Origin of the sequence: Pseudomonas sp. H11T01 (genome assembly GCF_048515765.1) — a bacterium.
Classification (GTDB): domain Bacteria; phylum Pseudomonadota; class Gammaproteobacteria; order Pseudomonadales; family Pseudomonadaceae; genus Aquipseudomonas.
Window position 1 is genome coordinate 168,977 of the sequence record NZ_JBLYED010000013.1, and the last position, 22,016, is coordinate 190,992.

Here is a 22,016-nt window from a genome sequence, read left to right on the forward strand (position 1 = left end):
GACATACAATTGGGCTGTTCAGGTAACTTTTTCGGCTTATTTCTCGACCGCTAGTCATATTGCAACGTCAAAGGCGTTAGGGGGATGTAGGACGTTTACCTTGAAACCCGTGGCATTTGGCTCCACATCTAGGACAATCTAGTTTTTTCCCGGCGACATCGGTCGTTTGCGGTCTTTCTCGTTGCTGTTCGGTACTGCCGCGCAGGAATGAACCAGAGGTACGTTATGTCTGACTTCCAGCTAGTCACCCGCTTCGAGCCCGCTGGCGATCAGCCAGAAGCCATCCGTTTGATGGTCGAGGGCATCGAGGCCGGGCTGGCGCACCAGACGTTGCTCGGTGTGACGGGCTCGGGCAAGACCTTCAGCATCGCCAACGTGATCGCACAGATTAACCGTCCGACGCTGGTGCTGGCACCGAACAAGACCCTGGCGGCCCAGTTGTATGGGGAGTTCAAGGGGTTCTTCCCGAATAATGCGGTGGAGTACTTCGTTTCCTACTACGACTACTACCAGCCTGAAGCCTACGTGCCGTCTTCCGACACCTTTATCGAGAAAGACGCCTCGATTAACGATCACATCGAACAGATGCGGTTGTCCGCGACCAAGGCCTTGCTGGAGCGCAAGGACGCGATCATCGTCACCACCGTTTCATGCATCTACGGCTTGGGCAGCCCGGAAACCTATTTGAAGATGGTTCTGCACGTGGATCGCGGTGACAAGCTCGATCAGCGTGCCTTGCTGCGCCGGCTCGCTGACTTGCAATACACCCGCAATGACATGGACTTCGCCCGTGCGACCTTTCGTGTGCGCGGCGATGTGATTGATATCCACCCGGCGGAATCTGATTTTGAAGCGATCCGTATCGAACTCTTCGATGATGAAGTGGAGAAGATTTCCGCCTTTGATCCGTTGACCGGCGAAGTGATCCGCCAGTTGCCGCGTTTTACCTTCTATCCGAAAAGCCACTACGTGACGCCGCGAGAAACCCTGTTGGGGGCCATCGAAGGGATCAAGGTCGAGCTTCAGGAGCGTCTGGAATATCTGCGCTCCAATAACAAATTGGTGGAAGCGCAACGTCTGGAGCAACGCACCCGTTTTGATCTGGAGATGATTCTCGAGCTGGGCTACTGCAACGGCATCGAAAACTACTCGCGCTACCTGTCGGGCCGAGAATCCGGTGAGGCGCCGCCCACCCTGTTTGACTACCTGCCAGCTGATGCCTTGCTGGTGATCGACGAGTCCCACGTCAGCGTGCCGCAGGTCGGTGCCATGTACAAAGGCGACCGTTCGCGCAAGGAAACCCTGGTGGAATACGGTTTCCGCCTGCCGTCGGCGCTGGACAACCGGCCGATGCGTTTCGACGAGTTTGAAAACATCAGTCCGCAGACGATTTTCGTTTCGGCAACGCCTGGTAACTATGAGGCCGAGCATGCCGGTCGAGTGGTTGAGCAGGTAGTGCGACCGACCGGTTTGGTAGACCCGCAGATCGAGATCCGTCCGGCGCTGACTCAGGTTGATGATTTGCTGTCGGAAATCGCTAAGCGCGTGGCGCTGGAAGAGCGGGTGCTGGTGACCACGCTGACCAAACGTATGTCCGAAGACCTCACCGATTACCTGGCCGACCACGGCGTGCGGGTGCGTTATCTGCACTCGGACATCGATACCGTGGAGCGGGTGGAGATCATCCGTGACTTGCGCCTGGGCACCTTTGACGTACTGGTGGGGATCAACCTGCTGCGTGAAGGTCTGGACATGCCCGAGGTGTCGCTCGTGGCGATTCTCGATGCGGACAAGGAAGGCTTCTTGCGTTCCGAGCGCTCACTGATTCAGACCATTGGCCGTGCGGCGCGTAACCTCAATGGGCGGGCGATTCTCTACGCTGACCGGATCACCGGTTCGATGGAGCGGGCGATTGGCGAGACCGATCGTCGTCGCGAGAAGCAAATTGCCTTCAACCTGGCCAACGGGATTACCCCTAAAGGCGTGTTCAAGGACGTTGCCGACATCATGGAAGGCGCTGTCGTGCCGGGTTCGCGTAGCAAAAAGCGCAAAGGCATGGCCAAGGCCGCCGAGGAAAACGCCCGGTACGAAAACGAGTTGCGCTCGCCGAGCGAGATCTCCAAGCGCATTCGTCAGCTCGAAGAGAAGATGTACCAGTTGGCGCGGGATCTGGAGTTCGAAGCCGCAGCGCAAATGCGCGACGAAATCGGCAAACTGCGCGAGCGGTTGTTGGTGGTTTGATCTGTCTGGAGTTTGCGGTGACTGTGATGCCCTCATCGCGAGCAAGCCCGCTCCCACACTTGATCTGTGTCAGCCCGCGATGGTGTGCTCAGCGCAGATCTAATGTGGGAGCGGGCTTGCTCGCGATAGACGCGACGCGGTCTCAGTGTGCTTCCCCAGCCTTGATCCCCGCTGGCAATGCCTTGGTCAGCAGTATCGCCAACATGCTGATCCCCAACGCAATCCCGACAAAATGAAACGCATCGTTGTAAGCCATGATCGACGCCTGCTGGTGGGTGATCTCGCTGAGCTTGCCTAACGCTGCGGCCTCATTGCCGAATTTTTCGGTCAGCATCGCCATGCGCTCGGCCACCTGCGGGTTGCTCGGGACGATGGATTCGCGCAAATAGTCGAAATAGATCTTGGTCCGGGCGTCGAGCAACGTGGCGAGGAGGGCGATGCCGATCGCGCCGCCGAGGTTTCGCAGGATGTTGAACAGACTCGAAGCCGACCCCGCATCCTTAGGCAAAATGTAGGAAGTGGCGATCAACGAGATGGTCACCATGATCAGCGGCTGACCGAGGGCGCGGATAATCTGGATCTGATTGAATTGCGGCCCGGCAAAGTCCGGGTTGAGTGCCCCGGAGGAAAAACTCGCGAGTCCGAATAACCCGAACCCCACTGTGCAGAGCAATTTGGGCGAGATGAACTTCATCAGCTTGGGCACCAGCGGGATCAGAAACAGCTGCGGCACACCCATCCACATGATCACTTCACCGATCTGCAAGGCGTTGTAGTTCTGGATCTGCGCCAGATACAGCGGCAACAGATAGATCGATCCATACAGCCCGACGCCCATCCCCAGGCTGGAAATACTCGACAACCCGAAGTTACGGTTGCGCAGGATGCCAAGGTTGATCAGCGGATTGGGCTTTGAGATTTGCACGATCACAAAGGTAATCAGGCTGAGCAGCGCAATGCTGCCGAGGGCGACGATCAGGTTCGACTCCAGCCAGTCCTTGCGATGACCTTCCTCAAGAAACACCTGCAAACAGCCCAGGCCCACACCGAGGGTGAGAATGCCGAGGTAGTCGGTGCTCTTGAGCAATTCCCAGTGAGCTTCCTTTTTCTCCAGACCGTAGAGCAGCCCGGCGATCATGAGCAGTCCGGGCGGGACGTTGATGTAGAAGATGTATTGCCAGCCCCAGTTTTCGGTGAGCCAGCCGCCAATGGTCGGGCCGATGGAGGGCGCGAAGGTGGCGGTCATCGCGAACATGGCCATGCCTTTGGCACGGTGATGTTCGGGGAGTTTGATCAGGGTCAGGGTGAACGCCAGTGGAATCAGCGCGCCACCGGTGAAGCCTTGCAAGGCACGAAAGACGATCATGCTCTCCAGGCTCCAGGCCATGGAGCACAGCAAGGAGGCCGCCAAAAAGCCCAGCGAAACCCAGACCGCCAGTCGCCGTGCAGACAACAGCTGCACCAGCCAGGCAGTCAGGGGGATCATGATGATCTCCGCCACCAGGTACGAGGTGGAAATCCACGAGCCTTCTTCCAGAGTGGCCGACAGCGCGCCCTGAATGTCCTTGAGCGAGGAATTGGTGATCTGGATATCCAGCACCGCCATAAACGCGCCGAGCATCACGCTCATCACCGCAATCCAGTCGCGCCGGGTCGGTTCGCCGGCCGGGCGGATCAGCTGATCACCGGCCATTTTCGGCGTCGGCTTTGATGTTGACTTTGACGGTGGCCGACATGCCCGGGCGGATTTTGCCGTGCAGCGGGTTATCAGCGGCAAAGGTCAGCTTGACCGGGATGCGCTGAACCACTTTGGTGAAGTTGCCGGTGGCGTTGTCCGGCGGCAACAGGCTGAATTGCGCACCAGAGGCGGCGAACAGGCTGTCGACCCGGGCCTCGATCGGTGTGTCGCTATAAGCATCGAAGGTCAGCTCGGCTTTTTGCCCCGGCTGCATATGGCCGATCTGGGTTTCCTTGAAGTTGGCCTGAATCCAGATGTCCTGATCCGGCACGATCGACAGCAAGTAGGCGCCGGCTTGCACGTATTGGCCGTTGCGGGCCGCGCGTTGACCGATCAGACCGCTGATCGGCGCATGGATTTCGCTGCGGGTCAGGTTCAGCTCGGCCTGAGCCAGGTCAGTGCGGGCGTTGGCGATCTGCGCGTCGAGGCGTTTTATCTCGGCGCTGAGGGCGTTGACCTGCTGGCGCTGACCTTGCGCGTCAGCCTGAGCCTTGGCGACTTGCGAGCGTGCGATGTGGTTGTCGGCGGAGAGGGTGGTGACCCGTTCTTCCGAGACATAACCCGGTTTGCGCAGGGTTTGCGCACGGGACAAGTCGATCTGTGAGCGACCGAGGCTGGCCTGGCTGGAGGCGACCTGGGCGTCACTGGCGGCGATCAGGCTGGCCTGTTGGGTCAGCTTGCTCTGGGCTTGCAGGCGCTCGGCCGCACGGGTGGCCAGCGTGGCGTTGGCGCGGTCGACGGCGAGGTGAAAGTCATCGTCTTCGAGTTTGATCAGCAACTCGCCTTTTTCCACGTGCTGGTTGTCGCGCACCCGTACTTCGTCGATGCGTGCGGCCAGTTGGCTGGACACACGGGTGATTTCGCCCTGGACATAGGCGTTATCGGTGCTTTCATAAAATCGTCCCTTGAAGAACCACTGGGCGAAGAAACCCAGTGCGATCAGCAGGACGATAAACAGAAAAATAAACAGGCGACGCTGAAGTTGGGCAGGCATGGGCAGGCTGTAGTCGAAAGGTGTAAAGAAATTTAACAGGGGGCGAATCTGGCATATAGCCAGTTATGGGTAAATGCCATTGGGTGATAATTGGCCATTCAGCGGCGTTAGAGCGGTTTGTAGCCTCAACCTTGGCTTAAATGCCCTGTTCGCTGGAGCCGGGTCGGTTTCGCCTGTTACCATTCGCCCCTTGTTTCATCTCCGCTTTTTATATTCTTTCCGAGACATGCCATGACCATCGTCCGCACTCGCATCGCGCCATCGCCTACCGGCGATCCCCACGTCGGCACCGCTTACATCGCTTTGTTCAATTACTGCTTTGCCAAGCAGCATGGCGGTGAGTTCATCCTGCGGATCGAAGACACCGATCAATTGCGCTCGACTCGCGAATCCGAACAGCAGATTTTCGATGCCTTGCGCTGGTTGGGCATCAACTGGAGCGAAGGCCCGGATGTTGGCGGCCCGCACGGCCCGTATCGCCAGAGCGAGCGCGGCGATATCTATCAGAAGTATTGCCAGCAGCTTGTAGAGTTGGGTCATGCCTTCCCGTGCTTCTGCACTGCGGAAGAGCTGGACCAGATGCGCGCCGAGCAAATGGCTCGCGGTGAAACCCCGCGTTACGACGGCCGCGCGCTGTTGCTATCGCCAGAGGAAGTGCAGCGTCGCCTGGCAGCCGGTGAGCCGCATGTGATCCGCATGAAGGTGCCGACCGAAGGCGTCTGCGTAGTGCCGGACATGCTCCGTGGCGACGTGGAGATCCCGTGGGATCGCATGGACATGCAAGTGCTGATGAAGACCGACGGCTTGCCGACTTACTTCCTCGCCAACGTGGTCGACGATCACCTGATGGGCATCACTCATGTGCTGCGCGGTGAAGAATGGCTGCCGTCGGCGCCGAAACTGATCCTGCTCTACGAATACTTCGGCTGGGAACAACCGGAGCTGTGCTACATGCCGCTGCTGCGTAATCCGGACAAGAGCAAGCTGTCCAAGCGCAAGAACCCGACCTCGGTGACCTTCTACGAGCGTATGGGCTTCATGCCGGAAGCGATGCTCAACTACCTGGGCCGCATGGGCTGGTCCATGCCCGACGAGCGTGAGAAGTTCTCGCTGCAGGAAATGGTCGATAACTTCGATTTGTCGCGGGTTTCCCTGGGCGGGCCGATTTTCGATGTCGAGAAGCTCTCCTGGCTCAACGGCCAATGGCTGCGCGACCTGCCGGTGGAAGAGTTCGCCAGCCGCGTGCAGGAGTGGGCGCTGAACCCTGAATACCTGATGAAAATCGCGCCGCACGTGCAAGGCCGGGTCGAGACGTTCAGTCAGATCGCGCCGCTGGCCGGGTTCTTCTTTGCCGGTGGCGTGACGCCGGACGTCAAGCTGTTCGAGTCCAAGAAGCTCTCGGGTGACCAGGTTCGTCAGTTGATGCAGTTGATTCTGTGGAAGCTGGAAAGTCTGCGTCAGTGGGAGAAGGACAGCATCACCGCGACCATTCAAGCGGTGGTCGAATCCCTGGAGCTGAAGCTGCGTGACGCCATGCCGCTGATGTTTGCAGCGATTACCGGTCAGGCCAGCTCGGTGTCGGTGCTCGATGCGATGGAAATCCTCGGCCCGGACCTGACGCGTTTCCGTCTGCGCCAGGCCATCGACTTGCTCGGTGGCGTGTCGAAGAAGGAAAACAAGGAGTGGGAAAAACTCTTGGGCGCCATCGCCTAAAAGGGCTGATTCAGCTCATTTCCCCGTAGGAGCTGCCGCAGGCTGCGATCTTTTGATCTTTTGGTATTCTCTGCTGGCGCCAAAAGATCGCAGGCTGCGCCAGCGCCTACGCGGTATGTGCAAGAACACCGTTACGTAGGAGCTGCCGAAGGCTGCAATCTTTGCCAAAGCACCCCGTTTTCTGGGGGATGGACGGTAAGTGATTGTTATGCCGACGAAAAATTTTGAAATTTGTTGAAAAATTATTTGACAGGTTTGCGCCTCACGCTTAACATGCGCCCCGTCCACAACGTGGGGCTATAGCTCAGCTGGGAGAGCGCTTGCATGGCATGCAAGAGGTCAACGGTTCGATCCCGTTTAGCTCCACCAAATTGTACAGTTCAAGGTCTGGCCACACCGGCCTTGAATTGATCGGGTTCAGCCTGATCATGTTGTATAGAAGGGTTTTGCGTCCCCTTCGTCTAGTGGCCTAGGACACCGCCCTTTCACGGCGGTAACAGGGGTTCGAGTCCCCTAGGGGACGCCAGTTTTACAGAAGCAGTGTTGAAAAATGCTGCTCCGCCGCGAGGCGAAAAATCTGGGGCTATAGCTCAGCTGGGAGAGCGCTTGCATGGCATGCAAGAGGTCGACGGTTCGATCCCGTCTAGCTCCACCAATTTTACAGTTCAAGGTCTGGCCACACTGGCCTTGAATCGATCAGACTCAGCCTGATCACGTTGTATAGAAGGTTTTGCGTCCCCTTCGTCTAGTGGCCTAGGACACCGCCCTTTCACGGCGGTAACAGGGGTTCGAGTCCCCTAGGGGACGCCACGATTACCCGCTCTGCGGGATTTATAGGGGTCATTCAATTATTGAATGGCCCTTTTGTTTGTCTGGCATTCGCCAATTCTCCCTTTCTTCAACACTCTGTTCTCAAGCGCTCTGTCACTCAAAAAGTGGCTCTTCTGACCAGCGGTCACTGCAATGACTTGCGAAAATTTATTATGAGAATAATATTTCAATCGTAATATTCGGAGGCAACGATGAACGATAAAAAAGCTCAAACCCGCGAACGCATCCTGAAGGCCGCAAGTGCAGCGCTGATTCAGCGCGGTCCGGCCGAACCTAGCGTGGGAGAGATGATGGGCGCCGCCGGGCTTACAGTGGGTGGCTTTTATGCACACTTTGAAAGCAAGGATGCGCTGATGCTGGAGGCGTTCAAGCAACTGCTTACTCAGCGCCGTGACTTGATCGCGCAAATGGATGCCGAGTTGACTGGCGAGGAGCGTCGCGCGTTGGTCGCCGCGTTCTACCTGTCGCGAAAACACCGTGATTCAACTGACCATGCCTGCCCGATCCCGGCCTCGATCGGGGAGTTGGGTCGCCTGCCCGACGACTTTCGACAGGCACTCAACGAGCACGTGGAACTGATGGTCGCGCAACTGGCGGCCAGCCCGGAAGACACCGACAAGGCCTTGGCCGATATCGCCCTTATGGTGGGCGGCCTGGCACTGGCTCGGGCCTTGGGCCCGGGTGAGTTATCCGATCGATTACTGCGTGCCGCCAAGTCGGCGGTGCTGTGACCTGAAGCGAAAGCCTGAGGAGATGAGCGATGAGCACTTTAAGTTGGGTTCGTGGCGTTAATGGCACCTTGGGTTGGTTTGCGCCACGGTTGGTAGCGAAAAAGATGCGGTTGGCGTTCATGACGCCGCGCGAGCTACCGCCGCGGGATTGGGAATTGCCGTTGCTGGCAAAATCCGAGCGGATCACCTTGCGTTTTGGACTTTCGGCGTTGCGCTGGGGGCAGGGGCCAACCGTTCTGTTGATGCATGGCTGGGAAGGCCGGCCGACGCAATTCGCCAGCCTGATCTCAGCGCTGGTCGACGCCGGCTACACCGTGGTCGCGCTGGACGGCCCGGCCCACGGTCGATCTCCTGGTAGTGAGGCAAATGTCGTGTTGTTCGCCCGCGCCATGCTCGAGGCTGCAGCGGAATTGCCACCGCTGCAGGCTGTCATCGGTCACTCCATGGGAGGTGCCAGCGCCATGCTGGCGGTCCAGTTGGGCTTGAAAACCGAAACCCTGGTCAGCATCGCCGCACCTGCCCGCATATTGGGTGTGCTGCGCGGTTTTGCCCGCTATGTGCGCTTGCCGCCGAAAGCGCGTTCAGCCTTTATCCGGCAAGTTGAGCAGGAGGTTGGCATGCAAGCGTCCCGGCTCGATGTGGCCCACTATCAATTGGATATGCCAGGTCTGATCGTGCATGCCGAGGATGATCGCTTTGTCCTGGTCAATGAGTCGCAGTTGATTCACGAGGCCTGGTTTGACAGCCGTCTGTTGCGCCTGGAAGAGGGCGGCCATCAGCGTGTACTGGCTGACCCTCGCCTGATTGAGGGCGTGCTGGCCTTGCTTGCCGGGCGCAGTCTGCAATCGCGCCAATCCGCCTGAGCATCCGTTACACTGCCCCGGTCGAATTTATCTGACCGGGGAGTTGGGGCATGGGCTGGGATCTGGCAACGCCATTTATCATTGATCTGCAGGTGGGTGCTGAGGACATTGACGGGCTTGGGCATGCCAATAACGCGGTGTATGTCACCTGGCTCGAGCGCTGCGCCTGGCGTCATTCGCAGCGCCTGGGGCTGGACCTGACCGAGTACCGGCGGCTGGACCGGGCGATGGCCGTGGTGCGCCACGAGATTGATTACCTGGCCGCTGCCTACGAAGATGATGAGCTGCAGTTGGCGACCTGGATCGTCGACTGGGATGAACGCCTGAAAATGACCCGGCGCTTTCAATTGGTCCGCCCAAGCGATAACACTACCTTGCTCCGCGCCCAGACCACGTTCGTGTGTATCGAGCTGTCCAGTGGTAAGCCCAAACGTATGCCTGCAGAATTTATCGAGGGCTATGGCCCGGCATTAATCTAATGTGAGAGCGGGCTTGCTCGCGATGAAGGCACCGCGGTTGTTCAGAAGCACCGCGTCATCGTTCATCGCGAGCAAGCCCGCTCCCACACTCAATCAGCGATGTTCTGCAAATTTCGTCTGAGAATCCAGTAAACTGCCGCACGTTTTTCGTTGAGTGTTATCCATGCAAATTGCTTTGGCGCCCATGGAGGGGTTGGTCGACAACATCCTGCGGGACGTGTTGACCCAGGTCGGCGGTATCGATTGGTGCGTGACCGAATTCATCCGCATCAACGATCGCCTGCTGACCCCTGCTTACTTCCACAAGCTGGCCCCTGAGTTGCTCCACGGTGCGAAGACCGCTGCCGGCGTGCCGTTGCGCGTGCAATTGCTCGGCTCCGACCCCGTATGCCTGGCGGAAAACGCCGCACTGGCCTGCGAGTTGGGCTCGCAAGTCATCGACCTGAACTTCGGCTGCCCGGCCAAGACCGTCAACAAGTCTCGCGGCGGGGCAGTGCTGCTCAAAGAGCCGGAACTGCTGAACGCTATCGTCGCCGAAGTCCGTCGCGCGGTGCCGGCGCATATCCCGGTGACGGCCAAGATGCGCCTGGGCTTCGATAGTCCGGACGGCGCGCTGGTGTGCGCCACAGCCCTGGCCGAGGGCGGCGCCGCGCACATCGTCGTACATGCACGGACCAAGACCGACGGCTACAAGCCCCCAGCCCATTGGGAGTGGATTCCACGGGTCCAGGAAGTGGTCAAAGTGCCAGTATTTGCCAATGGCGATATCTGGAGTGTCGAAGACTGGCGCCGCTGCCGCGAGATCAGCGGTGTCGAAGACATCATGCTCGGTCGCGGTCTGGTGTCGCGTCCGGATCTGGCGCGGCAGATTGCGGCGGCGCGAGCCGGCGAAGAAATTGTCGAAATGTCCTGGGTCGATCTGCAGCCGATGCTTCAGGAATTCTGGGCACAAGCCGTCGCACAACTGACTCCGCGTTCGGCGCCGGGCCGTTTGAAGCAGTGGCTGGCGATGCTGACACGTAATTACCCTGAAGCGGTTGAGCTGTTCACGGCGATGCGCCGGGAAACCGATCTGGATCAGGTCGGGCGTTTGCTGGGCGTTCAGCGCACCGAAGCAGCCTGAAATTTCCCCAATCAACGGGACGGAAAAGCCGGCCTTGCAACACTAAAACCGCTGCAAAAAAGGGCGTCACATCGACGCCCTTTTTTTGTGCCCGCTATTTCAGCAGCTTCTTGAACTCTTCCAGTGGTAGCGGCCGGCTATACAGGTAGCCCTGATACAAATGGCAGCCCAGACCTTGCAAGAACTCAAGCTGCTCCGAGGTTTCCACCCCTTCGGCGATCACCGCCAGATCGAGGCTGAGGGCCATGGCGACGATGGCGCGGATGATTTCCGCGTCGTTCGGGTCAGTGGTGGAATCGCGGACGAAGGATTGATCGATCTTTAGGGCATCCACAGGCAGGCGCTTGAGGTAGGTCAGCGAGGAGTAGCCGGTACCGAAATCGTCCATGGCAAAGCTCACGCCGAGCTTTTTCAAACGACGCATCTTGTTGACGGTGTCGTCGAGATTCTGAATCACAATCCCTTCGGTGATCTCCAGTTTCAATAGCGAACAGGGCAGTTGTTGGTTGCTCAGGCTGCGTTCGATTCGTTCGACGAAGTCGTTCTGGCGAAACTGCCGTGGACTGATGTTTACGCAGAGGCTGAAGTCGAGCGGGTCGACCCGGCCTTCGTCTATCAGTTGGCGGAAAGCCTGGCAGGCCTCATCGAGAATCCAGGTGCCGACCTCCAGGATCAGTCCGCTTTCTTCCAATACTTTGATGAACTCCGTGGGGGGTTGTGCACCCAACTCGGGGTGTTGCCATCGAACCAGTGCTTCGGCGCCCACAATGCGGTCGTTGCGGGCATCGATTTGCGGCTGGAAGTGCACGCTGAACTCGCCTCGTGAGAGGGCAAGGCGCAGGTCGGTTTCCATGCGCAGTCGCTCGCTGGCAGCTTTTTGCATGGTGCTGTGGAACATCTGCGTGGTATTGCGCCCTGAATCTTTGGCGCGGTACAGGGCGATGTCCGCGCGCTTGAGCAGGTCGGCCGGGGTCGAGCCGTGATCGGGAATCAAGGCAATGCCGATGCTTGGCGTGACTTGTAGCCGTTGACCGTCGAGGAACATCGGTTCGGACAGTAACTCGCGCAAGGTGTCGGCCAGCTCCCGGACTTGATCGCTGACTTCGTTGCGGGTGCCTTCCAGTCCGCTGAGCAAGACCACGAACTCGTCGCCCCCAAGGCGCGCAACGGTGTCCTCCATGCGCACGCTGGCCTCAAGCCGGGCGGTGATGATTTTCAGCACCGTATCGCCCACCGGGTGGCCGAGGGAGTCGTTGATGTGCTTGAAGTGATCGAGGTCGAGGAACAGCAGGGCGCCACGCAGGTTGTGCCGTTTGAGCAGCGCGATCTGCTGGCTCAGTCGGTCCATCAGCAATGCGCGGTTGGGCAGGTTGGTCAGTGGGTCGTGGTAAGCCAGATGGCGGATCTGCGCCTCGGCATTCTTCAGCAGGCTGACGTCGCGCGCCGTCAGTAGCAGGCACGGAGTTTCATTCAGGGTGATGGGCTCGACGGAAACCTCGACCGTGAGAATGTCCCCGCGTTTGTTGCGGCCGAGCATTTCCAGGTGATGAACCCGGCCTTTTATCTTCAATTCGGCGAGCAAGGTCGAGCGCTGTTTCTCTTCGGCCCAAATACCGACTTGATACACGGTGCACCCGATCACCTCGTCCGCGCGGTAGCCGGTCAGTCGACAGAAGCCGTCATTGACTTCCAGGTAGCGTCCGGAGTCGCGTTCGGTGATGGTGATGGCGTCGGGGCTGGAGTGAAAGGCCTTGGCGAACTTCTCTTCGCTGGCCTTGAGCGCGGCCTCGGAGCGTTGCTGTTGGGTGATGTCGCGCAATGTGGTGACGATGCAAGGCTGGTCGCCGACGCTGATCTGGCGACTCGAGATCACGCAGGTCAAGGCTTGTCCGTCTTTGTGATGAACAACCACCGCGACATTGTTCAGCGCCTGCTCTCGGATGACTTGCTCGATGCGTTGCCGGCGCTTCACCGAGTCGTCCCAAAGCCCGATCTCATCAGCGCTGCGGTCCATGACATCGGCGGCGGTCCAGCCAAATGTCTGGGTAAAGCTGGAGTTGATCTCGATGAACTGGCCGGTGTCCTGGCGTGTCACGCAAATCGGGTCCGGGCTGACCTGGAACAGGCTGGCGAATTTCTCTTCGGAGGCGATCAGACGTTGCTCGCGCTCAACCTGGTCGGTGATGTCCAGCAAGGTGCCGGCCATGCGCAACGGATTGCCATCTTCGTCGCGGTAGAGCCGGGCACGGCTTTCCAGGTAGCGCGAGCTGCCGTCTGCCAGCTGCACGCGATAGGTCAACTGATAGTTGCCGGCCGGTCCCTCCCGCAGGCTGCGGTAGGCATTGCGCATGCCGTCGCGCTCTTCACCGGGGACGCCTTCAAAAAAATCATCGAAGGGCTCGTGAAAAGGCTTGGGATCCAGGCCATGAAGCTGTGCGGCGCGTGCCGAGCCATACAGCATGCCGCTGGGAATGTGCCAGTCCCAAGTGCCCAACTGGGCGGAGTCCAGTGCCAGGTCAAGGCGCTCCTGGCTGTCTTTCAGGGCTTGTTCGGCGTTTTTGCGTTCGCTGGTGTCCAGGAAGGTGCTGAGCAGGTAAGGCTGACCCTCCAGCTCGACCTTTTGCGCGCTGAGAATGCCGTCGTGGATTTGCCCGCTGCTGGCACGAAACTGCACCTCCATGTTGATCAGTTCGCCTTTGGCTTTAGTCGCTTTGATCAGTTGGGCTCGCTGTTCAGGATCGACCCAGAGGCCCAGTTCAAGTGTCGTGCGGCCGATTGCATCTTGTACCGGCCAGCCAAACAGGCTTTCGAAATATTGATTGGCCTCACTGATCAGACCGTCTTCCTGGCGGGTCAGCAGCACCATGTTAGGGCACAGATGAAACAGCGTGGCGAAGCGTTTTTCCGAGCTGCTCAAGGCTTGTTCGCGCTGGCGTTGATGGGTGATTTCGCGAATCACGCCGATCATTCGCGGTTTGCCGTTCTTGTCCGGCAGCAGGCTGCCGTTGATCTCCAGCCAATGCAGGCTGCCGTCCGGCCAGCGGATTCGGTGATGCATCGCCTGCTCCAATGGCGCTCCAGCGACCACGGCCTGAAAGGCGCGCATGGCTTTGGCCCGATCCTCGACGGGCAGCAGATCCAGATATTCCAGGTCGGCTGGCAGTGGTTGCCGCGGGTCGAAGCCAAACAATGCCTGCGTGCCGCGTGACCAACTGATTTGCCCGCGTTCTATGTCCCAATACCAGGCACCCAGGCGCGCGCCGTTCAGCGCGGCGAGCAATTGTGGGGCACTTTCCCAGCTCTGTTCCGACGTTTTCGGGTCGAGTGCCCGAATACGCGGCATAGGGGGGGGGCGAGAGCGATCAGCGGGTTTGTGCATTGGCAGCAGGCCTTAGGCTGAATAGGGCGTTTAGCACGAGGGTTCCAAACAATAACGGGCAGCACAACTTATGCCTAGGTCCGTGGCAAATCGATTTGTGCATCCAGTAAGGCCATGAAAGCCCGCGCAGCATTCGACAGTGTCCGTTCGGTGTGCAGGATATAGCCTAGCTGGCGAGTGAGTTGTATGCCCGGTAAAGGAATGCGCGCCACCTGATCGTCGAGCATAGTGCGCGGTAAAACACTCCAGGCCAGACCGATGGAGACCATCATCTTGATGGTTTCCAGATAGTTGGTACTCATGGCGATATTCGGCGTCAATCCCTGAGCTTCGAACAGGCGCTGGACAATGTGGTGGGTAAAAGTGTTACCACCAGGAAATACTGCCGGATGCAGGGCAATGTCGGCCAGGCTGACCGCGCCATTGCTGACCAGCGGATGTTCGGGGGCGGCAACGAAGTCCAGCGGGTCGTCCCAGACCGGCGTCGCCCTCACCAGTGCGTGCGGCTCTGGTGCAAGCGTGATCACCGCCAGTTCGGCGCGGCCATGGAGGATTTCTTCGTAAGCTACTTCCGAATCGAGGAACTGAATATCGAGCGCTACCTCTGGATAGCGCCGGGTAAAGGCCCGCAACAACGGCGGCAGGCGGTGCAGGCCAATGTGGTGACTGGTGGCCAGGGTCAGCCGACCGGTGACCTCGCCGGTGAGGTTGGTGAGGGCTCGGCGGGTGTCATCCAGCACGTTGAGGATCTGATAGGCCCGGGGCAACAGGGCGCGCCCGGCTTCAGTCAGGCTGACTTCCCGACCCAGACGGTCGAACAATCGCACCTTGAGTTGCTGCTCCAGCCCGGCGATGCGTTTGCTGATCGCAGGCTGCGTCAGGTGCAGGCGTTCGCCGGCACCGGAGAAGCTACCGGTCTCGGCGATCGCGATAAAAGCATTAAGGTTGGCCAGGTCCATGGTTGTATTCCAAATGGTTATCCAAAGCATGAAAAATATGAATTTGAGTTATTTAATGTAACGCCATAGGATCGACCTCACAAGCCAAGGGGTTATTGAGATGCATCAAAACCCACGGCATAGAAACAAGCTGATGAGGACCGTCTGATGGCCGGCAAAACGCTGTACGACAAGCTCTGGGATTCGCATTTGGTTAAACAGCGCGACGATGGCTCGGCGCTGATTTATATCGATCGTCACATCATTCATGAAGTGACCTCGCCACAAGCCTTTGAAGGCCTGCGTCTGGCCGGGCGCAAGCCTTGGCGTATCGATGCCAACATCGCGACCCCGGACCACAACGTACCGACCACCCCGGAGCGTAAAGGCGGTATCGAAGCCATCGTCGACCAGGTCTCGCGTTTGCAGGTTCAGACCCTTGACGACAACTGTGACGAATACGGCATCGTCGAATTCAAGATGAACGACATCCGTCAGGGCATCGTCCACGTGATCGGCCCGGAGCAGGGCGCAACCTTGCCGGGCATGACCGTCGTCTGTGGCGATTCCCATACCTCGACCCACGGCGCATTTGGTGCGTTGGCTCACGGGATCGGCACTTCCGAGGTCGAGCATGTGCTCGCCACTCAGTGCCTGGTCGCGAAAAAAATGAAGAACATGCAGGTTGTAGTCGAAGGGCAATTGCCGTTCGGTGTGACCGCCAAAGACATCGTGCTTGCGGTGATCGGCAAGATTGGCACTGCCGGCGGCAACGGCCACGCCATCGAGTTCGCCGGTAGCGCGATTCGCGATCTGTCGGTCGAAGGCCGTATGACCATCTGCAACATGGCCATCGAAGCCGGTGCACGGGTGGGTCTGGTTGCTGCGGACGAAAAGACTGTCGCTTACGTCAAGGGCCGTCCGTTTGCTCCGAAAGGCGCGGAATGGGACTTGGCGGTCGAAGCCTGGAAAGATCTGGTGTCCGACGCCGATGCGAAGTTCGACACCATCGTTGAGCTCGACGCCACTCAGATCAAGCCGCAAGTCAGCTGGGGCACGTCCCCGGAAATGGTGCTCGCGGTTGATCAGAACGTGCCGGACCCGGCTAAAGAGCCCGATCTGGTGAAGCGTGGCTCTATTGAACGCGCCTTGAAGTACATGGGTTTGAGCGCCAATCAGGCGATTACCGATATTCAGTTGGACCGTGTGTTCATCGGTTCCTGCACCAATTCGCGGATCGAAGACTTGCGCGCTGCGGCGGTGATCGCCAAGGGCCGTAAAGTGGCCTCGACCATCAAGCAGGCGATTGTGGTCCCGGGCTCGGGTCTGGTGAAGGCGCAGGCTGAACTGGAAGGTCTGGACAAGATTTTCCTCGAGGCTGGTTTTGAGTGGCGTGAACCAGGTTGCTCGATGTGTCTGGCGATGAACCCGGATCGTTTGGAATCGGGCGAGCATTGTGCGTCGACCTCCAACCGCAACTTCGAAGGCCGTCAGGGTGCCGGTGGTCGTACGCACCTGGTCAGCCCGGCCATGGCCGCAGCGGCCGCCGTCAACGGTCGTTTCATCGACGTCCGTGAATTGATCTGAGGAGCGCAGCATGAAAGCTTTTACCCAGCACACTGGTCTTGTCGCGCCTTTGGATCGTGCCAACGTCGACACCGATCAGATCATTCCCAAGCAGTTTCTCAAGTCGATCAAACGCACTGGCTTCGGCCCGAACCTGTTCGATGAATGGCGTTATCTGGACGTGGGGCAGCCTTATCAGGACAACTCCAAGCGCCCGTTGAACAAGGATTTCGTGCTCAACGCCGAGCGTTATCAAGGCGCCAGCGTGTTGCTTGCCCGGGAGAACTTCGGGTGTGGCTCGAGCCGTGAGCATGCGCCGTGGGCGCTGGAAGAATACGGTTTCCGCAGCATCATCGCGCCGAGCTACGCCGATATTTTCTTCAACAACAGCTTCAAGAACGGCTTGCTGCCGATCATCTTGAGCGATGCCGAAGTCGATGAGCTGTTCCAGCAGGTCGAAGCGAATCCTGGCTATCAATTGCAGGTTGATCTGCAAGCGCAGACGGTCACCCGTCCGGACGGCAAGGTCTTGAGCTTTGAAATCGACGCGTTCCGTAAACATTGCCTGCTCAACGGTCTCGACGATATTGGTCTGACCCTGCAGGACGGCGATGCGATTGCCACCTTCGAAGCCAAGCATCGCGCGAGCCAGCCGTGGTTGTTTCGCGACGCGTGATTGATCCGAAGTTGTTGTAGGCAGTTCCGGCCTCATCGCGAGCAAGCCCGCTCCCACACTAAATTTGTGTCGGGCGGGATATTGAAGCCATACCCAATCTAATGTGGGAGCGGGCTTGCTCGCGATGACGGTCGCACAAACAACACAAGACTCACCCTAAAAGGAAGTCACCATGACCAGCAGTCCCCAGCACAGCCAAGTGGTACAAAAGCAATTCGGTGAACAGGCCGCGGCCTATCTGAGCAGCGCCGTGCATGCTCAAGGCACCGAATTCGCGCTGCTACAGGCCGAGCTGGCTGGTCACTCCGATGCAAAAGTCCTGGATTTGGGTTGTGGGGCCGGCCATGTCAGCTTCCATGTCGCTTCGTTGGTGAAAGAGGTAGTGGCTTACGACCTGTCCCAGCAGATGCTCGACGTGGTGGCGGGTGCGGCGGTCGATCGTGGTTTGAACAACGTAACGACAGTGCTGGGCGCCGCCGAGCGTTTACCGTTCGCCGATGGCGAATTCGATTTCGTCTTCAGCCGATATTCGGCGCACCATTGGAGCGATCTCGGTCTGGCCCTGCGCGAAGTGCGGCGGGTGCTCAAGCCGGGTGGAGTGGCGGCGTTTATCGATGTAATGTCGCCGGGCAGTCCATTGTTCGACACGTACCTGCAAAGCGTCGAAGTGCTGCGCGACACCAGTCATGTGCGCGATTATTCTGCCGGTGAGTGGTTGCGTCAGGTCAGCGAAGCGGGTTTGCATACCCGCAGCACCACGCGTCAGCGTCTGCGACTGGAGTACACCTCCTGGGTCGAGCGTATGCGTACGCCTCAGGCGTTGCGGGTGGCGATTCGTGAGTTGCAGCAGGCCATGGGCAACGAAGTGCGCGAGTATTTTGAGATTGAGGCCGATGGTTCGTTCAGTACTGATGTGCTGGTGTTGATGGCTGAACGATAAGCGCCGAACGATAGAATTTTTCCGGGCATGCCTACGGGCATGCCGACTGATGACATGAGGAAAGCATGAGCAAGCAGATTCTGATTCTCCCAGGTGACGGTATTGGCCCGGAAATCATGGCCGAAGCAGTCAAGGTGCTGGAGCTGGCGAACGACAAGTACAGCCTGGGCTTCGAGCTGAGTCATGACGTGATCGGTGGCGCGGCCATCGAGAAGCACGGCGTGCCTTTGGCTGATGAAACCCTGGCCCGCGCTCGCGCTGCCGATGCGGTGCTGCTCGGCGCTGTAGGCGGCCCGAAGTGGGACGCCATCGAACGTGACATCCGCCCAGAACGCGGTTTGCTGAAAATTCGTGCGCAACTGGGGCTGTTCGGCAATTTGCGTCCAGCGATTCTCTACCCGCAACTGGCCGACGCATCGAGCCTCAAGCCGGAAATCGTTGCCGGTCTGGATATCCTGATCGTCCGCGAACTGACCGGCGGCATCTATTTCGGCGCGCCTCGTGGCACCCGCACACTTGAGAGTGGCGAGCGTCAGGCCTACGACACACTGCCTTACAGCGAAAGCGAGATCCGTCGTATCGCCCGAGTCGGTTTCGACATGGCGCGAGTGCGCGGCAAAAAGCTTTGCTCGGTGGACAAAGCCAACGTTCTGGCCTCCAGCCAGCTGTGGCGTGAAGTCGTCGAGCAAGTGGCCAAGGACTACCCGGACGTCGAACTGAGCCACATGTACGTCGACAATGCCGCCATGCAGCTGGTGCGCGCGCCGAAGCAATTCGACGTCATCGTCACCGATAACCTGTTTGGTGACATTCTTTCCGACGAAGCGTCGATGCTCACCGGTTCCATCGGCATGCTGCCGTCGGCGTCGCTGGATGCCAACAACAAGGGCATGTACGAGCCGTGCCACGGTTCGGCACCGGACATCGCCGGGAAAGGCATTGCCAACCCGTTGGCGACCATTTTGTCGGTATCGATGATGCTGCGTTACAGCTTCAATCTGCAGGATGCCGCTGATGCCATCGAGAAAGCCGTAAGCCTGGTGCTGGATCAAGGTTTGCGTACCGGTGATATCTGGTCGGTGGGTTGTGCCAAAGTCGGTACGCAGGAAATGGGCGATGCAGTAGTCGCCGCGCTGCGGAATCTGTAATCTCTTGGGCCCCGCTTGTCGCTGATGTTGGCAAGCGCGCCCACTTTTTGTAAAAGGTGTAGTTGCGATGAAACGTGTAGGTCTGATCGGTTGGCGCGGTATGGTCGGTTCCGTGCTCATGCAGCGGATGCTGGAAGAGCAGGATTTCGATCTTATTGAGCCGGTGTTTTTCACCACTTCCAATGTCGGTGGCCAAGGCCCGTCCGTGGGCAAGGACATTGCCCCGCTGAAGGACGCTTACAGCATTGAAGAGCTGAAAACCCTCGACGTGATTCTGACCTGCCAGGGTGGCGACTACACCAGCGAAGTCTTCCCGAAATTGCGCGAAGCCGGCTGGCAGGGTTACTGGATCGACGCCGCTTCCAGCTTGCGCATGCAGGATGACGCGGTGATCGTGCTTGATCCGGTGAACCGCAAGGTCATCGACCAGCAGCTCGACGCCGGCACCAAGAACTACATCGGCGGCAACTGCACCGTCAGCCTGATGCTGATGGGCCTGGGCGGACTGTTCGAAGCCGGTCTGGTGGAGTGGATGAGCGCCATGACCTATCAGGCGGCCTCCGGTGCCGGCGCGCAGAACATGCGTGAACTGATCAAGCAAATGGGCGCGACCCACACCGCTGTCGCCGATGAACTGGCCAACCCGGCCAGCGCCATCCTCGAAATCGACCGTAAAGTGGCCGAAGCCATGCGCAGCGACGCGTTCCCGACCGAGAATTTCGGTGTGCCATTGGCCGGCAGCCTGATCCCGTGGATCGACAAGGAACTGCCGAACGGTCAGAGCCGTGAAGAGTGGAAAGCTCAGGCCGAGACCAACAAGATCCTCGGCCGCTTCAAGAGCCCGATCCCGGTCGACGGCATCTGCGTGCGGATCGGCGCCATGCGCTGCCACAGCCAGGCGCTGACCATCAAGCTGAACAAAGACGTGCCGATCGCCGATATCGAAGGGCTGATCAGCCAGCACAATCCATGGGTCAAACTGGTGCCGAACCAGCGTGAAATCAGCATGCAGGAGCTGAGCCCAACCAAGGTCACCGGCACCCTGAATGTCCCGGTGGGCCGTCTGCGCAAGCTGAACATGGGGTCGCAGTTCCTCGGTGCCTTCACCGTTGGCGACCAACTGCTGTGGGGCGCGGCCGAACCGCTGCGTCGCATGTTGCGGATTCTGCTTGAGCGTTGATGGTTTGATGTTTTAAAAAAGCCCGTGTCTTGAAAGAGATGCGGGTTTTTTTTATGTTGCCGGTCTGAGGTTTCCTTAGTGTCTGCCAGGCCGTCATCGCGAGCAGGCTCGCTCCCACAGTAGATCTTCAGTGAACACAGATTCTGTGTACAACAAAGATCCAGTGTGGGAGCGAGCTTGCTCGCGATAGGGCCGGCACAGACACCACAAAACCTCCCGTGAATTGCCTGCCCCTCAAACCCCCGGTAAAGTGCCGCTCCCCCGTTTCGCCTGAGGTAGCAACATGAGCCAGTCCTTTGATATTGCCGTGATCGGCGCCACCGGTACTGTCGGCGAAACCCTCGTCCAGATTCTCGAAGAGCGTGATTTTCCGGTTGCCAACTTGCACCTGCTGGCCAGCAGCGAGTCGGCGGGGCATTCGGTGCCGTTTCGCGGCAAGAACATAAGGGTGCGTGAAGTCGACGAATTCGACTTCAGCAAGGTTCAACTGGTGTTTTTCGCTGCCGGCCCTGCGGCTACGCTGAGTTTTGCGCCGCGCGCTACAGCTGCCGGTTGTGCAGTGATTGATTTGTCCGGTGCCTTGCCTGCTGACCAGGCGCCGCACGTCGTTCCGGAAGCCAATGGCCATGTGTTGGCGGGGCTGAAGAAGCCAGTGCAACTGAGCAGCCCAAGCGCATCAGCTACGGCGTTGGCAGTGGTGTTGGCACCGTTGCGTGGTTTGCTCGAGATTCAGCGCGTCAACGTGACGGCCAGCCTGGCAGTCTCCTCCCAGGGTCGCGAAGCTGTTAAAGAGCTGGCCCGGCAAACTGCCGAATTGCTCAACGTCCGCCCGTTGGAACCGCGATTCTTTGATCGGCAGATGGCCTTTAACCTGTTGGCTCAGGTCGGCACCCCTGATGCTCAAGGCCACACGATGTTGGAAAAACGCCTCGTCAGAGAGCTGCGCGACGTACTGACAGAGCCTTTGTTAAAGATTTCTGTCACTTGTATTCAAGCCCCGGTGTTTTTTGGCGATAGCTTTACCGTGACCTTGCAGTCAGCGACCGATATCGACCTCGCAAAGGTCAATGCCGCACTGGATGCTGCTCCAGGTGTCGAGCTGGTCGAAGCGGGTGATTACCCGACCGCAGTAGGTGATGCGGTGGGGCAGGATGTGGTTTATGTCGGGCGGGTTCGGACCGGTGTCGATGACCCGGCGGAACTTAATCTGTGGCTGACGTCAGATAACGTACGCAAAGGCGCGGCGCTCAACGCTGTGCAGTTGGCTGAATTGTTGATAAAAGACCTCCTGTAAAAGATACTTGGCAACAATTTGCAGAATGATTCTGGCTGGGCAGTATGCTTGGCCGATTGCTTGGGGGTGAGCCGCCGTCTGGGGCTTCCAAGGGCATGAATGAAATAATCGCGTGCAGTTTACGCTCGACATTGCGCGCAATGCCTTATGGCAGCGGCTACTACACCTTCTCGCCTGGCCGG

Annotated in this window: 16 protein-coding genes and 4 tRNA genes; 16 read left to right on the forward strand and 4 right to left on the reverse strand. The window is 58.8% G+C overall.

Annotation, left to right across the window (positions count from 1 at the left end):
• The first annotated feature begins 225 nt into the window (after positions 1 to 225).
• Positions 226 to 2,241 carry an excinuclease ABC subunit UvrB gene (gene uvrB, locus ACN1C3_RS18910; protein ID WP_419117289.1) on the forward strand — a complete coding sequence of 672 codons (2,016 nt, stop codon included), beginning with the start codon at positions 226 to 228 and terminating at the stop codon, positions 2,239 to 2,241.
• Positions 2,242 to 2,383: 142 nt separating this feature from the next.
• On the opposite strand, the gene ACN1C3_RS18915 is transcribed toward uvrB, so the two are convergent.
• Complete coding sequence (locus tag ACN1C3_RS18915) at positions 2,384 to 3,874, reverse strand: MDR family MFS transporter (RefSeq protein ID WP_419117327.1); 1,491 nt, start codon at positions 3,872 to 3,874, stop codon at positions 2,384 to 2,386.
• A 49-nt stretch (positions 3,875 to 3,923) separates the two neighbouring features.
• Entirely contained in the window at positions 3,924 to 4,973 is a 1,050-nt protein-coding gene (locus ACN1C3_RS18920; RefSeq protein WP_419117290.1) for an HlyD family secretion protein, read from the reverse strand.
• A gap of 231 nt (positions 4,974 to 5,204) precedes the next feature.
• Between ACN1C3_RS18920 and gltX the strand changes: the two genes are divergently transcribed.
• The 9 genes from gltX to ACN1C3_RS18965 all read left to right on the forward strand — a co-directional run bounded on the left by gltX (position 5,205) and on the right by ACN1C3_RS18965 (position 10,713).
• Complete coding sequence (gene gltX / locus ACN1C3_RS18925) at positions 5,205 to 6,686, forward strand: glutamate--tRNA ligase (RefSeq protein WP_419117291.1); 1,482 nt, start codon at positions 5,205 to 5,207, stop codon at positions 6,684 to 6,686.
• A gap of 293 nt (positions 6,687 to 6,979) precedes the next feature.
• A tRNA-Ala gene (locus ACN1C3_RS18930) sits at positions 6,980 to 7,055 on the forward strand.
• 81 nt (positions 7,056 to 7,136) lie between these two features.
• Positions 7,137 to 7,212: transfer RNA gene (locus ACN1C3_RS18935), tRNA-Glu, on the forward strand.
• A gap of 53 nt (positions 7,213 to 7,265) precedes the next feature.
• Positions 7,266 to 7,341, forward strand: a tRNA-Ala gene (locus tag ACN1C3_RS18940).
• Between the two features lie 79 nt (positions 7,342 to 7,420).
• A tRNA-Glu gene (locus ACN1C3_RS18945) sits at positions 7,421 to 7,496 on the forward strand.
• A gap of 212 nt (positions 7,497 to 7,708) precedes the next feature.
• On the forward strand, positions 7,709 to 8,248 hold the full coding sequence (locus ACN1C3_RS18950; protein WP_419117292.1) for a TetR/AcrR family transcriptional regulator: 540 nt from the start codon (positions 7,709 to 7,711) through the stop codon (positions 8,246 to 8,248).
• Positions 8,249 to 8,277: 29 nt separating this feature from the next.
• The gene (locus ACN1C3_RS18955; protein WP_419117293.1) at positions 8,278 to 9,111 is read left to right on the forward strand and encodes an alpha/beta fold hydrolase; all 834 of its coding nucleotides are present in this window, start codon (positions 8,278 to 8,280) and stop codon (positions 9,109 to 9,111) included.
• 50 nt (positions 9,112 to 9,161) lie between these two features.
• The gene (locus ACN1C3_RS18960; RefSeq protein WP_419117294.1) at positions 9,162 to 9,590 is read left to right on the forward strand and encodes an acyl-CoA thioesterase; all 429 of its coding nucleotides are present in this window, start codon (positions 9,162 to 9,164) and stop codon (positions 9,588 to 9,590) included.
• A 163-nt stretch (positions 9,591 to 9,753) separates the two neighbouring features.
• Positions 9,754 to 10,713: a tRNA dihydrouridine synthase gene (locus tag ACN1C3_RS18965; protein WP_419117295.1), complete on the forward strand. Its 960-nt coding sequence runs from the start codon at positions 9,754 to 9,756 to the stop codon at positions 10,711 to 10,713.
• A 94-nt stretch (positions 10,714 to 10,807) separates the two neighbouring features.
• On the opposite strand, the gene ACN1C3_RS18970 is transcribed toward ACN1C3_RS18965, so the two are convergent.
• On the reverse strand, positions 10,808 to 14,092 hold the full coding sequence (locus tag ACN1C3_RS18970; RefSeq protein WP_419117296.1) for a PAS domain S-box protein: 3,285 nt from the start codon (positions 14,090 to 14,092) through the stop codon (positions 10,808 to 10,810).
• 74 nt (positions 14,093 to 14,166) lie between these two features.
• Positions 14,167 to 15,051: a LysR family transcriptional regulator gene (locus ACN1C3_RS18975; RefSeq protein ID WP_419117297.1), complete on the reverse strand. Its 885-nt coding sequence runs from the start codon at positions 15,049 to 15,051 to the stop codon at positions 14,167 to 14,169.
• Positions 15,052 to 15,198: 147 nt separating this feature from the next.
• On the opposite strand from ACN1C3_RS18975, the gene leuC reads away from it, so the two are divergent.
• The 6 genes from leuC (at position 15,199) to ACN1C3_RS19005 (ending at position 21,834) form a co-directional block, all read left to right on the forward strand.
• The gene (gene leuC / locus ACN1C3_RS18980) at positions 15,199 to 16,617 is read left to right on the forward strand and encodes a 3-isopropylmalate dehydratase large subunit (RefSeq protein ID WP_419117298.1); all 1,419 of its coding nucleotides are present in this window, start codon (positions 15,199 to 15,201) and stop codon (positions 16,615 to 16,617) included.
• A 10-nt stretch (positions 16,618 to 16,627) separates the two neighbouring features.
• Positions 16,628 to 17,272, forward strand: a complete 645-nt coding sequence (leuD, locus tag ACN1C3_RS18985; RefSeq protein WP_103395076.1) for a 3-isopropylmalate dehydratase small subunit — start codon at positions 16,628 to 16,630, stop codon at positions 17,270 to 17,272.
• A gap of 172 nt (positions 17,273 to 17,444) precedes the next feature.
• On the forward strand, positions 17,445 to 18,212 hold the full coding sequence (locus tag ACN1C3_RS18990; protein ID WP_419117299.1) for a class I SAM-dependent methyltransferase: 768 nt from the start codon (positions 17,445 to 17,447) through the stop codon (positions 18,210 to 18,212).
• 65 nt (positions 18,213 to 18,277) lie between these two features.
• Entirely contained in the window at positions 18,278 to 19,360 is a 1,083-nt protein-coding gene (gene leuB, locus ACN1C3_RS18995; protein ID WP_419117300.1) for a 3-isopropylmalate dehydrogenase, read from the forward strand.
• A 67-nt stretch (positions 19,361 to 19,427) separates the two neighbouring features.
• Complete coding sequence (gene asd / locus ACN1C3_RS19000; protein WP_419117301.1) at positions 19,428 to 20,540, forward strand: aspartate-semialdehyde dehydrogenase; 1,113 nt, start codon at positions 19,428 to 19,430, stop codon at positions 20,538 to 20,540.
• A 283-nt stretch (positions 20,541 to 20,823) separates the two neighbouring features.
• The gene (locus tag ACN1C3_RS19005) at positions 20,824 to 21,834 is read left to right on the forward strand and encodes an aspartate-semialdehyde dehydrogenase (protein WP_419117302.1); all 1,011 of its coding nucleotides are present in this window, start codon (positions 20,824 to 20,826) and stop codon (positions 21,832 to 21,834) included.
• Positions 21,835 to 22,016 lie beyond the last annotated feature (182 nt).